We start from the raw sequence: 13,493 nt of genomic DNA on the forward strand, positions 1-13,493 counted from the left end.
CGTTCTATTTATGTTATGCCAGCGAATACACCTTGTAGCGATTGGCAGGCATCCACTGATGCGGTAGGTGAATTGTCCGGACGCTTACCTGCCAGATAACCTTACGGTCTTATCGGCATCATGGTCACTGGGGTGAACGAAGCGACGTTCTGTCTGAACTTGAGCCTCTCACGGATACCTGTCATGTAGCCTGATAGAGCTGTTTACAGCAATTACTATTGAGTACATAATTGAGGCCATAGATGAAACGCAACGTCATGAATGTAGTAAGATTTCAAAGACTTGGAAGGTGAGTTATGATCCCGTCCGCTGCGCCATATTTGCTTCCGCCAAGGCCCATTGAGCGCCTGGAAGCCACGGAAATAGCGGCCTTGTGCCGCTATTTTTCGTTTCTGGATTCCACTGGAATCCACCTCCAGCCACTTGAAAATTGACCCAAGGCGGATTGCTGATTGTTGTCCCAGCAATTGTGGATAAGCACAGCAGCAGTGTCTTGGTGAAGGCTCATCTGGCCCCACCGCATGCAGGCGTTGCAATCTGAACGCAAGCCGGCGTCTCGGTTAAATCTTGAATTGCCTCAACAGGCCTTCCAGGCGATGACCGATGGCGTACAGCTCATCGACCGTGTGTACGCCGCTTTGCGTCTGGTCTGCGACGTTTTCAATCGCGCGGGCTATCTGATGGACGCTGCGATTGATTTCTTCGGCGACCGACGTCTGCTCTTGCGCGGCGCTGGCGATGTGCGCGTTCATCGTATTGATGGTGACGATCAACTCGACCGCTTTGCCCAGCGATTGCCCGGCTTGTTCCGCGTGCTGGCTGGCACCATGACCTGCTGCGCCGGAATGACTCATCGCTGTGACGACCTTCGTGGTGGCCTGGTTAAGGCGCTCGATCATCGCTTGAATTTCCTGGGTGCTGAGTTGCGTCCGGCTTGCCAGCGCACGTACTTCGTCGGCAACCACGGCAAATCCGCGACCCGCGTCCCCGGCTCGTGCCGCTTCGATCGCGGCATTGAGTGCCAGGAGGTTGGTTTGCTCGGCGATCGAGCGGATGACATCCAGCACTGTGACAATGCCTTCTACATCGCCTTGCAGGCTTTTCAACGAGACACCTCCCGCGGACAGGTCCTCGGTCAGGGTGCCCAACCGGCCGATGCTTTCATTGACGACCTGCCTGGCGTGCTGGGCCTGCAAGTCGGTTTCGCCAGCTGCATCCGAAGCGCTTTGGGCGCTGATGGCTACCTCTTGCGCCGCGGATGACATCTGATTAATTGCTGCGGCGACCTGATCGGTTTCCTGGCGTTGCTGTTCCATGACCTGATCGATGCATTTGCTCTGTTCGGCCACCTGGGTGACCGATGTATTCAGCTCTCGGGCCATGCCGACGATCTGGCTGACCAGCCCGTGAATCTTATCGACGAAGGCATTGAACGACACGGCCACCTGGCCGAACTCGTCGCGGCTGATGGGTAAGCGCCGCGTCAGATCGCCTTCGCCCGCTGCGATTTCATCAAGGTGCTCGCGAATCCGCGACAGCGGACGCAGGCTGCTTTTAACCAATAACAATGCGAGCACGCCGGTGATCCCGAGCGCAATCAGGGCAATGACGGTTATCCCATAGACGAGGCTGCGCACACGCTGATGGATTTCTCCACGCACCTGGGCAACCTGGCTTTCGATACTGTCGAGGTTAATCGCGGTGACCACCACCATGTCCCAGGCGGGCAGGTAAAAGCTGTAGGCCAGCTTGGGAACGACTTTATCCGTATTGATCAGGGCTCCCGAATAGTTGACGAAGTGGGTGTCGTTCTTCGCTGCGGCAACCATTTCCCGGTTCAGGTAAATTCCGTTCTTGTCTTTGCGGTCGCTCATGTCAGTGCCGACGCCTTCGCGGCTGTCGCCCCGAAACAGGCGCACGACCTGACTGTCGTAACCGATAAAATAGCCGTCGTCCCCATACTTCATTTGCGACAGTCGCGCGATCGCCAGCGCACGCGTTGCTTTGTCCCCCGTCTCTGCCTGCACATACAGGTCCGCTACTGAGGTTCGGGCAAGGTTGGCGTAGTCTTTCAAGCGCTCCCGGCTTTCATCAAGCAGGCGTTCCCGAGTCACCGTGACTTCCTGCTCGGCGCTCGACAGCAAGGTGGTGCTCGTTGTCAGCGCCAGCACCGTGGATAACAGCACCACCGGGGCCAGCACCAGCATCAGTACTCTATTTTTAAACAGCATGCTTGGGGTTCCTCACCTGAATCTGTATGAACGCGGCCGCTAGGGCCGCGATCGTCGACTTACCAAAGGGCGATGTCATAGGTGAGGTAGAGGCGGTTGCTGTCGCGGCCTCGGGAAAATTCAGAGCGGTAGACATAGTTGCGCATGCGCACACCCAGCCCCTTGAACGTGCCGGCCTGCACAACGTAGGCCAGCTCGGCATCACGCTCCCATTCCTTGACCGTGGTCGTGGACTTGCCGTCATTGCCGCTCAGGTAGCGCGCACTGAAGGTGAGGCCGGGCACGCCGACGGCGGCGAAGTTGTAACCGTAGTTGAGCATCCAGGTCTTTTCGTCTTCTTCGATGAACTTGCCGATGCCGGCGTTGCTGAACGAGTACACGGTTGCGCCGCTGATGTAGGGCAGGCCGGCGTCACCGCGCAGGGTCTGATAGCCCCCGCCGACGGTATGCCCGGCGATGGCGTAGGACAGTTGGCCGCTGAGCATGTCATTGTCGATTTTGCCGGCGTAGGCCGAGCCGCTGTCAACGCTGTTGAAGTAGCGCAGGTCGCTGGTCAGCACGCCACCGGCCAACGGCAGGTCGTGCTGGATACCGGCGAAGTTCTGTCGGTAAAAGTTCTCCAGCTCCCCGTAGAAATAGCTCAGGCGAACATTCTTGCCCCATTTGTACTCGGCCCCGGCGTAATTGAAATCGCCCGACTTTTCCCCGCTGTAGCCGTCAGGCACGATCGGCACGCTGTCGGTGGAGTCGCGCAGTTTGAAACGGTCCAGATGCCCGCCGGTGACGGTCAGGTTCTCAATGTCGCTGCTGCTGACCTGGGTGCCCTGGTAGGTCTGGGGCAATAAGCGTGCATCGTTGTAAATCAGCACCGGCGTCTTGGGCAGCAAGGTGCCGTACTTGACGGTGGTTTTGGCGAACCTGGCTTTTGCGGTAGCGCCGGCGCTGGCAAACTCGTCGGCCGCTCTCCCGTCATCATGCAGCGGCATGAGCCCGGTGCCGCTGCGACCACGGCCGGAGTCGAGCTTTACGCCATACAGCCCCAGGGCATCCACGCCGAAGCCGAGGGTGCCGGCGGTAAATCCGGACTGATAGTCCAGCAGAAATCCCTGGGCCCATTCGGTGCGTTCACTTTTTGCGGTGCGCGCAGCCCGTGCGCTCAAGCCGTGCTCGTCGCGAAAGTTCTCGTTGAAATACACGTTACGCAGTTGCAGCTTGAGTTTGCTGTCATCAATAAAACCTTCGGCGTTGGCCCCTGCGACGGGTACCAGGCCTAACGCGCAAAACAAAGCCCGACGGGTATACACATGGTTCATGGCAAATGACTCGTTGTTGTTATTTGGGGTACAGGGCGATACGCGCCTCGTGAGTGAGGCGCGTTGGAAGGCAGCAGAGGTTATGGGTGAATCAGGTGAACAGGCTGATGGCCCCGGTCAACAAGGCCAGCGCGGTGACGACCAGAGAGGTCAGTACGGCCCATTTGACGGTGGCTTTCTGGAAGTCGCCGATATCGCGATCGACCATGCCCACCAGCAACAGGGTTGAGGCCACCAGCGGACTCATGAGGTGCACGGGCTGCCCCAGGATCGAGGCGCGCGCGATTTCCACCGGGTCGATGCCATAAGCGGCGGCGGCATTGGCAAGGATCGGCACCACACCGAAGTAGTAGGCGTCGTTGGACAGCACGAAGGTCAGCGGCATGCTGGTGATCGCAACCACCAGTGGGAACAGATGACCCCAGGACGGCGGGATCCAGTCGACCAGGGTCTGCGCCAGGGCGTCGACCATCTTGGTGCCGGAAAAAATCCCGGCAAAGATCCCGGCGGCGAATACCAGCAATACCACGGTCATGGCATTGCCCGAGTGCGCCAGGATGCGTTCTTTCTGAATGTCCAATTGGGGGTAGTTGATCATCAGCGCGAGTACAAAACCGATCAGGAACAGGATCGCGGAATGCATCAGCCCCATCACCAGGGCCGCCATCACCGCAATCACCAGCACCAGATTGACGTAGGCCAGCTTCGGACGTTTGTGGGGTGTGTCCTCGAGAATCGCGTTGATGTAGCAATCGCCGCCGCCGCTCTGCAGTTGCACGTTACCGATACGTTTGCGCTCTGCGCGCCCCAGGATGAAGGCGGTGAAGACCACCCACGCGGCTCCGCCGATCATGGTCGGCAGCAGCGGCACGAAGTATTCGCCGGCATCCAGGCCCAGCGCGGCAATAGCGCGCGTCGCGGGGCCGCCCCAGGGCGTCATGCCGCTCATGATGCTCAAGGACAGCATGGAGATGGTCGCCAGGATCATCGGGTTCATGCCGATACGTTTATACAGCGGCAGCATCGCTGCGCAGGTAATCATGTAGGTCGTTGTCCCGTCGCCGTCGAGTGCGACCAGCAGCGACAGCAGGGCGGTGCCCACCGCGATCTTCATCGGGTCGCCATTGACCCGCTTGAGAATTTTGCGGATCAGTGGGTCGAACAGGCCCGCGTCGATCATCAGGCCAAAGAACAGGATCGCAAACAGCAGCAGCGCGGCAGACGGAGCGACCATTTTCAGGCCGTCGAGCATCATCTTGCCGGTGGTGCCGCCAAAGCCGCCAATCACCGCGAAGACGATGGGGACTACGGTGAGCGCGACGATCGGCGATAAGCGCTTCGTCATGATGAGGAAGGTGAATACGACCACCATGGCCAAGCCAAGGAAAGCGAGCATAGGACGATTCTCTTGTTGTTATCGTAATAATGGCTGGCGCCGAGGCGCACGAGCCCTGACCCGCCGGGCGGCAAGCGGCGCCGAGCGGGGAGGGGGTTCAGTCAGGGGTAAGCGTTATCCGGTTGTTGCTAGACGTGTTTGGTGACCGTCAGGTCTTGCCAGGCTTTCTCCGGTGCCGCGCAAGATTTGCCATCGAGCACCCGGTTCAGCGTTTCGCGGTGGCAGGCGTTTTCAGACATCGAAATAACCACCGTCGCGACCGCGTTGCTGGCCAGGCTGGTCAGCGCGCGCGCTTCAGACATGAAGCGGTCAACGCCGATCAGCAGTGCCAGGCCGGCCAATGGGATGTCGTGAATGACCGTCAGGGTCGAGGCCAGTGCCACGAAACCGCTGCCGGTCACACCGGCGGCGCCCTTGGAGGACAGCAGCATGATCGCCAGCATGGTGATGATTTGCGTCAGGCTCAGGTCAATGTTGCAGGCCTGGGCAATGAAAATCGCTGCCAAAGACAGGTAGATCGCCGTACCGTCCAAGTTGAACGAGTAGCCGGTAGGCAGTACCAGGCCGACGATGCCTTTTTTGCAACCCAGCGCTTCGAGTTTCTCCAACATGCGCGGCATCACCGGTTCCGTGGAGGAGGTACCGAGTACCACCAGGAATTCTTCGCGCAAGTAGCGCAGCAGCTTCCACAGGCTGAAGCCATTGGCGCGGCAAATGCTGCCCAGTACCACGAACACGAAAAAGCCGCAGGCGATATACAAGGTCATGATCAGCTTGGCCAGCGAGCCCAGCGACGTGATGCCGTACTGACCGACGGTGAACGCCAGGGCCCCGAATGCACCGATCGGCGCAAAACGCATCAGGTAAGCGAAGATCTTGAAGACCATTTGCGAGGCGGACTCGAGTACATCGAGTACCGGCTTGCCACGTTCGCCCAGTGACGACAAGGCAAAGCCGGACAGCACGGCAATAAACAGGACCGGCAGCACTTCGCCTTTACTGAAGGCACCGATAAAGGTCTCGGGAATGATGTGCATGAAAAACTCCACAACCCCAAGCTTTGCGGCCGACTCTGTGTACTGGCTCAAGCCTTTGGTGCTCAATTGGCTGGGATCGATGTTCATGCCGGCGCCCGGCTGGAATACATACACCGCCACCAGGCCAATCACCAGGCTGATCACCGTCAGGCCGAAGAACAGCAGCATGGTCTTGCTGAGCAGGCGCCCAAGCGAGCGTTTGTCACTCATCCCGGCAATGCCGGTGACGATGGTGCAGAACACCACGGGGGCAATCATCATCTTGATCAGCTTGATGAACGCATCGCCCAGCGGCTTGAGTGCAATGGCCTGCTGGGCCCAGAAATGCCCGACCACGACACCGAGCACCACGGCGCAGAGGATCTGGAAGTAGAGCGATTTAACAACTTTCATGGCATCACCCATTTTTAGAATTGTGTGGATGCAAAAAATGCCAACGACCGCCGTGATTATCCGGCGAGGCGCTGAGAGTCCGAGGCGTAGACGTAACCTGAAAAAAGCCTGCGTGCGGTGCGTACGACAGACGCCTGAATTGTCTCACTGTTGCCGCCGGTGTAGGACAATACGACATCAATCCCGCCGCTCGGGTGTTCGATACGCACCGCTTCAAGGCGCGGTGTACTAACCCCGCCGAGCATCTGCGCAACGATACTGCCGTCGATGACGCACGCGGTGGCCAACCCAATCGAGCCAGTGATGGCCAGCGCGCGGTGGCAGTTTTGCGGCATGAAATAGCGAACCTGGATCGTGCCGCCAGCTTTCGCGGGGGAGACCAGCACCGGCTTGGGAATCACTTTGTCGCTGACATCGCCCAGGCCCATGGCCAGGCCTGCCTGAAGCCGCAATGACTCAAGGCGCCGCAGGAAGTCTTTATCGGCGTCCAATTCCGCCGGGCTTTCATCGCCACGCTTGCCCAGTTGACTGGCTTCGACGAGCACCATGGGCATCGCCATGTCGATGCAGGTCACGGCAATGCCGTCGATCACGTCGTGTGTATTGCCGGTGGGGAAGAGTTTGCCAGTCTTGCTGCCGGCTGCATCGAGGAAGGTCAGTTGCACGGGCGCCGCGGTACCGGGCACGCCATCGATGGCGGTATCGCCCTCATAACTGACTTTGCCATCGGGTGTGTAGACGTCGGAATGGATGAAGGTGCCGGTGTTTACGTTGCGAATGCGGACGCGGGTGTGTCCCGGGGAGCCTTTGACCAGGCCCTGCTCAATGGCGAACGGGCCGACGGCACACAGCATGTTGCCGCAGTTGGGGGCACTGTCCACCCGACGCTGCGAGACCATCACCTGGACGAACAGGTAATCGACGTCCGCGTCAGGGTGCAGGGAAGGGCTGACAATCGCGACCTTGCTGGTTTGCGGGCTGCCACCGCCGATACCATCGATCTCCAGTTCATGGCCGGAGCCCATTACGTTGAGCAGCAGCTCGTCACGTTCCTCGATGGCGGCCGGCAAGTCCCAATCCAGAAATACCGGACCCTTGGAGGTACCACCGCGCATCAGCACACAGGGAATTCTTTGCATGACACTGACTCTTGTTGATCAATCGATGTAATTGATGTTCTGGGGGCAAGAGTCTCAAGCTTTAAAAAATGTTTCAAATGCAAAAATTGAAGAGATTGTTGCGTTTTACGAATGATAAATTTACGCTGAATTTCCTTTCGACGCCTTCTTCTGATGAGATAAGACATGGAATATGAGCTGAACGACATTCGATCCTTCGTGAAAATTGCCGAACTTGGCAGCTTCCATGAAGCAGCCGATGCGTTGCACCTGTCTCAGCCTGCCCTCAGTCGCCGAATAAAAAAACTGGAAGAGGGGTTGGGCACCTCTTTGCTTGATCGCACCACGCGGAAGGTCAGCCTCACGAGCGTGGGTCGGGACTTTCTTCCAAAGGCGCGTCGGTTGCTGGACGACTTCGATGAGTCGATTCTCAATATCCGTGAACTGGCCGAACGCCAGATTGGCCGGGTGACCCTGGCGTGTATCCCGACTGCGGCTTTCTATTTCTTGCCTTCAGTCATTCGCCTGTATAACGAGCGCTACCCGAAAATTCGGATCCGCCTGCTGGATTTGAGTGCCAATGAGGGGCTTGAGGCGGTGCTGCGGGGGGAAGCCGACTTCGGTATCAACATGATGAGTGGGCAGCATCCGGACATTGAGTTCGTGCCCTTGGTCAGCGAACCTTTTGTATTAGCGTGTCGGCGAGATCATGAACTGGCTGGGCGCAGTTCGGTCACCTGGTCTGAATTGAGCGATTACCGCCTTATCGGGGTAGGGCGCCTGAGCGGGAACCGCATGCTGCTCGATCACGCGTTGTCGGGCTTGAGTTGGCGGCCTCAATGGTTCTACGAAGTCCAGCACCTCTCTACTTCGCTGGGCCTGGTGGAGGCCGGCCTGGGGGTTTCGGCGATGCCGAGCCTGGCCATGCCGGCTCAAGATCATCCAACCTTGGTCAGCGTTCCGTTGATCGAACCGGTAGTGAACCGCTCCTTGGGCTTGGTCTACCGTCGGGGATCATCGCTTTCGCCAGCGGCGGAAAAATTTGTTTCGATACTGCTTGAGCAGTGGCCGCAATGAGCCATACGGCTGGTTTTTTCTCAAACACGACGCGGCTCGCCCTCGACAATCTTGCGCATCAGGCTCAGGTAGCGACTCGCTGCCAGCCCCAGGGGGCGGTTCTTTACCCAGATGATATCGACCCATAGCCGCATCTGACTCGGCATGTTGTCAAACACCACCTCCGTCAATGCGCCCGAAGTGATGAGAGGTTGTACCAGCGGTTGCGGAAGATAAGCCCAGCCCAATCCTTGCTGCACCAGATCCAGCGTTGCCAGATAATTGTCGCTGTGCCAAATCCGCCGTGACAGCACAACACGTGGATCAGAGTCTGTAGGTCCTCCAGTAGCCACGATGATCTGCCGAACGTTGACCAGTTGCTCTTCACTTAAGGGGCTTTTCTTGCCGGCGGCCGCAGGATGATCAGGAGAGGCAACGGCGACTAACAATTGGCTCCCTGCTTCAAGAAACGTTTCCCGCTCGTCAAGCCCTGGTCGTTCAAATCCAAGTGCCAATTGCACACGCCCTTCATGGAGCATGCGCATCGCCTCCGGATGGGACGCGGAGCGAATCTCGATTTCAAGCGTGGGAAACTCCCTGGCGATAATGGCCAGCGGACGATTCCATACGCCTGTTTGCAACTCCGGCGCCATCGCAAGGACCAGGCGCTCCTCCAACCCTTGATGAAGCTGGAGCGCATGGGCGTCCAGCAGGTTTAACTGGCTGGCGACCTGTCGTGCCTGAGGCTCAAGTGCTTTGGCGGCGGCCGTAGGAATGGCTTTGCGGGTTGATCGGTCAAAAAGCAATAAATCCAGCTCCGCTTCCAGCTGCGACACCGCCATGTTGATGGCGGAGGGTACCCGGCCCAATTTGCGTGCGGCGGCAGAAAAGGAGCCGCTGTCGACAACCGCAAGGAAAATTTTGAGTGACTCACTGGTGAACGCCATAACGGTTGTCAGATTTCCTGATGATGATTGTCTTTATTTATCAGATTTATTAGCCTAATTTCCACTTCTATTACAAATTAAGTACGTGGGGAACACCATGTTAAATACTAATTTGAGGGGGCAAGTGGCACTTATCAGTGGTGCCGGAAGTGAAGCGGGTATTGGTATGGCGATCGCACGCAGGCTGGGTGCAGCGGGCGCGAGATTGATCATCACCGCTAGCAGCAAGCGCATCGAGGATCGAGTTAAAGAGCTACTCGCAGAAGGGTTTGAAGTTGAAGGCCGGGCAACTGACCTCACCAATGAAAGTCAGGTGCGCGAGTTCGGCCTATGGGCAGAGTCAGTCTGGGGGCGGGTCGATATTCTGGTGAATAATGCCGGTATGGCCATGCAAGGAAGCCCTGAGGTTTTCTCGGAATTGGCGAGTATGGAACTGCATGAGTGGAATCTTTCACTGGCCAGAAACTTAACCACCGCTTTTCTTCTGACGCGGGCTGTTTTACCCGGTATGAGGGCGCGAGGTTACGGACGCATTGTCAATATCAGTTCTACCACGGGCACCCGCGGGAGCAATCCGGGGGAAGCCGCTTATAGCGCCGCAAAGGCAGCGATGGTGGGCATGAACATGGGGCTTGCGCTTGAAGTCGCCAAGCAGGGGATTACCGTCAACAGCGTGGCCCCCGGCTGGATCACCACGGGCTCAACCACGCCCTTTGAAGCCGAGGCGGGGCGCTTCACCCCCATTGGGCGCGCCGGCAGCCCCCGCGAAGTGGCGGCGGCGGTTGCATTTCTGGCATCGCCTGACGCCAGTTACATCACTGGGGAAGTCCTCGTGGTGGATGGCGGGAACTGTCTGGTCGAGAACAAAGCCCCTCACGGCGATTATTAAGTTTGAATACGCTCCAGCGCGCTCAATCCACGATATTGGGCGGGGGCTATAACCGAGATTTATAAAAGCGCGATGTATCAAAGAACAGTTGAGTTCTTTGAGCTGTATCCGGCTGTCATTCAGCAACGGACTTTTAATTAATTTGATAATTAACATAGGGTATTGATCATGTCGAAAAGTGGAATTAGTGAATCAGCGATTGCTGCTTTTACCGCCTCCGAGCGTGCCCGGTTTATAGAAAACAACCCAACTTCACTGGCGCTGGCCGAGCGCGCCAAGGCGAATCTGTTCAACGGTGTGCCCATGCACTGGATGAGCGATTGGTCGATGCCTTCGCCGCTCTTCGTCCAGCGTGCAAAAGGGGCGCGCTTCACCGACGTTGACGGGCATGAATACATAGACTTTTGCCTTGGCGACACCGGCACGATGTTTGGCCATTCACCTGATCCTATTGTCCGCGCCATAACCGAGCAGGCGAATAATGGCTTGACCACGATGCTGCCGGGCGAAGACGCGGTGGTCTGCGGCGAGTTGCTGGCTCGGCGATTCGAGCTGCCTTACTGGCAAGTGACCGCCAATGCGACTGACGCAAACCGGTATGTGCTGCGCTGGGCGCGCGCTATCACCCAGCGCAACGTCTTGCTGGTGTTCGATGGCTGCTACCACGGCACTGTGGATGACGTGATGGTGCGCTACCGCGACGGCAAAACAGTGCACCGTTCAGGTCTTGTGGGCCAAGCCTACGACTTGAGCCAATACAGTCGATCCATCCCCTTCAACGATGTCGCCGCACTGGAGGCGGCATTAGCCCAGGGCGATGTGTGCGCGCTGATGTGCGAACCGGCGATGACGAACATTGGCATGGTCCTGCCGGATCCGGGGTTCATGCAAAAGTGCCGAGAGCTGACCCTTAAATATGGCAGCCTGTTGGTCATTGATGAGACCCACACTATTTCCACCGGCCTCGGTGGATGCACTCGCCAGTGGGATTTGAAACCCGACTTTTTCGTGGTGGGTAAACCCATTGCAGGTGGCGTGCCTTGCGCGGTGTTTGGCGTTAGCGAGCCAGTCGCCTCGGCCATGCGCGACGTCCAGAAGACCATCAGCGAGGAGAGCGGCGGGCATGGCCACAGTGGCATGGGAACGACGCTGTCCGCCAATGCCCTGGCGATGCGTTGCATGCGCGTCAGTCTCGAAGAGGTCATGACAGAGTCTGCATACGAGCACATGTTGCCCCTGGCCTCAAGGCTGGCCCAGGGATTTCGAGGGTTGTTCAAGCGGCACCAACTGAACTGGTCTGTCACAGAGTTGGGCGCGCGTTGTGAGTTTCAATTCTGTGCTACCTCGCCAAGAACAGGCGCGCAAGCCGAGGCGGCTTTTCATGACAGCCTTCAAATGGCGCTGCATCTTTATCTCATCAACCGCGGAATCCTGATCACGCCTTTTCACAACATGACCCTGTGCTGTCCGCAAACAAGTGATGCGGATATCGATAGGCTGATCGCTGAGTTGGATAACGCGCTGACCACCCTGCTTGCCCAACCTGGCGCGCGGGTTATCGCTTCATAACTGCACGTCTGAAAACGCCATTGTTCTTAAATACTGCCAGTCGCTTGAATAAGCGCTAAGAGGTTTGACATGCAATTTGCGGATAAAAAAGAGGCCGTAGATTATCTGGCCGCCCACCCTGAAGTGCTGAGCATCGAGTTGTTCCTTATCGACGCGAATGGCGTTCCACGGGGCAAACTGTTACATCGCGACGAACTGCTGGCGATCTACGAAAATGGTCGGCCACTGCCAAGTTCCATTCTCGCCTTGACCGTGCAGGGTGAAGACGTAGAAGACACAGGCTTGGTCTGGGATGTTGCTGACGCCGATTGTTGGACATACCCCTTGGCGGGAAGCCTGACCTTGCAACCCTGGCGCACCAACCCCACCGGTCAAGTGCAGGTGAGCATGCACCCGACCCAAGGAATTCCCGCCGCACCGGCGGACCCGCGCCACGTACTGGTGAACACCATCGAGCGGCTGAAAGCCGATGGATTCCACCCGGTCATGGCCGTTGAGTTGGAGTTCTACCTGCTGGACCGACAACGCGACGTCAACGGTCGGCCGCAGCCGGCGTTGCAGACCAATGGCGTACGCCCTGTTGCTCCACAGGTCTATGGCGTATACGAGCTGGAGCAGCTTCAACCGTTTCTTGATGACCTCTACGCGGCGTGCGCGCTGCAGGGGTTGCCGGTACGTACGGCGATATCCGAGTACGCGCCAGGCCAGCTCGAGTTGACGCTGGAGCATCGTTTCGACGCACTCCAGGCCATTGATGAAGGCGTACGTTACAAACGCCTGGTCAAGGGGGTGGCCAACAAACATGGGCTGCAAGCGTGCTTCATGGCCAAGCCATTCAGCGATCAGGCCGGCAGCGGTATGCACCTGCACGTCAGCCTGGCCGACGAGCACGGGAATAACCTGTATGCGAGCGAAGACCCACAGGGTACGCCATTGTTGCGGCACTCCATCGGCGGGATGATGGAGACCTTGTTTGACTCGCTGGCGATATTTTGCCCCCATGCCAATTCATATCGACGCTTCCAGACCGGTAGTTACGCGCCGCTGGCTAAAAGTTGGGGCGTCAACAACCGTACGGTGTCGTTCCGCGTGCCCGGCGGCCCCGCCATCAGTCGGCACATCGAACACCGCATTTGCGGTGCCGATGCCAACCCCTATCTCGCCGCTGCCGCGTTACTGGCGGGCATTCACCACGGCATCACTCATCAAAGCGATCCCGGCGCGGCGATTGTGGGGAATGGCTATGAACAGGCGACCGATTTTCTACCCACCGACTGGCTGACAGCGTTGCAGGCACTGCAACGCTCAACCTGGGCACGTGAGGCGCTGGGCGCTGAATTCCTGAAGGTGTTCCTGGCGATCAAGTGGCGCGAGTTCCGTCAATTCAATGCTGAAGTCGGAGAGCAGGACTGGCGCTGGTACCTCACTCACGCATGAGTGTCGACCCGTCAGGACTCCTTGAAACGGACCGCTGAGGCTACCTGACCTTTTTCTTGCGTGGCTGGCGCGTGGCCAAGTGCTCGAAGCAAAAAGAAGCGGTGCCG

The 13,493-nt window shown here is 58.1% G+C and carries 10 protein-coding genes and 1 pseudogene; 4 read left to right on the forward strand and 7 right to left on the reverse strand.

The window, feature by feature from the left end:
- Window positions 1-560 precede the first annotated feature (560 nt).
- The 6 genes and pseudogenes from HDC32_RS32600 to HDC32_RS27210 form a co-directional block, all read right to left on the reverse strand.
- Window positions 561-1,382, reverse strand: coding sequence for a methyl-accepting chemotaxis protein (locus tag HDC32_RS32600; protein ID WP_405046407.1), 822 nt, complete (start codon window positions 1,380-1,382; stop codon window positions 561-563).
- Between the two features lie 36 nt (window positions 1,383-1,418).
- Window positions 1,419-2,231, reverse strand: a pseudogene (locus HDC32_RS32605) (cache domain-containing protein); the annotation flags it as partial.
- Window positions 2,232-2,290: 59 nt separating this feature from the next.
- On the reverse strand, window positions 2,291-3,544 hold the full coding sequence (locus HDC32_RS27195; RefSeq protein WP_131699170.1) for an OprD family porin: 1,254 nt from the start codon (window positions 3,542-3,544) through the stop codon (window positions 2,291-2,293).
- Between the two features lie 91 nt (window positions 3,545-3,635).
- Window positions 3,636-4,940 (reverse strand): CitMHS family transporter, encoded by a 1,305-nt coding sequence (locus HDC32_RS27200; protein WP_131699171.1) that lies wholly within the window; start codon window positions 4,938-4,940, stop codon window positions 3,636-3,638.
- A gap of 128 nt (window positions 4,941-5,068) precedes the next feature.
- The gene (locus HDC32_RS27205; protein ID WP_131699172.1) at window positions 5,069-6,382 is read right to left on the reverse strand and encodes a dicarboxylate/amino acid:cation symporter; all 1,314 of its coding nucleotides are present in this window, start codon (window positions 6,380-6,382) and stop codon (window positions 5,069-5,071) included.
- Between the two features lie 44 nt (window positions 6,383-6,426).
- Complete coding sequence (locus tag HDC32_RS27210; RefSeq protein WP_131699173.1) at window positions 6,427-7,509, reverse strand: 4-oxalomesaconate tautomerase; 1,083 nt, start codon at window positions 7,507-7,509, stop codon at window positions 6,427-6,429.
- A gap of 165 nt (window positions 7,510-7,674) precedes the next feature.
- Between HDC32_RS27210 and HDC32_RS27215 the strand changes: the two genes are divergently transcribed.
- Window positions 7,675-8,565: a LysR family transcriptional regulator gene (locus HDC32_RS27215; protein WP_131699174.1), complete on the forward strand. Its 891-nt coding sequence runs from the start codon at window positions 7,675-7,677 to the stop codon at window positions 8,563-8,565.
- Window positions 8,566-8,585: 20 nt separating this feature from the next.
- Here the strand turns inward: HDC32_RS27215 and HDC32_RS27220 are convergent, their stop codons facing one another.
- Window positions 8,586-9,491, reverse strand: coding sequence for a LysR family transcriptional regulator (locus HDC32_RS27220; protein ID WP_131699175.1), 906 nt, complete (start codon window positions 9,489-9,491; stop codon window positions 8,586-8,588).
- A gap of 97 nt (window positions 9,492-9,588) precedes the next feature.
- Between HDC32_RS27220 and HDC32_RS27225 the strand changes: the two genes are divergently transcribed.
- The 3 genes from HDC32_RS27225 (at window position 9,589) to HDC32_RS27235 (ending at window position 13,386) form a co-directional block, all read left to right on the forward strand.
- Window positions 9,589-10,380 (forward strand): SDR family NAD(P)-dependent oxidoreductase, encoded by a 792-nt coding sequence (locus HDC32_RS27225; RefSeq protein WP_184746217.1) that lies wholly within the window; start codon window positions 9,589-9,591, stop codon window positions 10,378-10,380.
- Window positions 10,381-10,548: 168 nt separating this feature from the next.
- The gene (locus HDC32_RS27230) at window positions 10,549-11,949 is read left to right on the forward strand and encodes an aspartate aminotransferase family protein (RefSeq protein WP_131699177.1); all 1,401 of its coding nucleotides are present in this window, start codon (window positions 10,549-10,551) and stop codon (window positions 11,947-11,949) included.
- A 69-nt stretch (window positions 11,950-12,018) separates the two neighbouring features.
- Window positions 12,019-13,386 (forward strand): glutamine synthetase family protein, encoded by a 1,368-nt coding sequence (locus tag HDC32_RS27235; protein ID WP_184746219.1) that lies wholly within the window; start codon window positions 12,019-12,021, stop codon window positions 13,384-13,386.
- The last annotated feature ends 107 nt before the right edge of the window (window positions 13,387-13,493 follow it).

Origin of the sequence: Pseudomonas sp. JAI120 (assembly GCF_014207255.1) — a bacterium.
In the GTDB taxonomy this organism is placed as follows: domain Bacteria; phylum Pseudomonadota; class Gammaproteobacteria; order Pseudomonadales; family Pseudomonadaceae; genus Aquipseudomonas.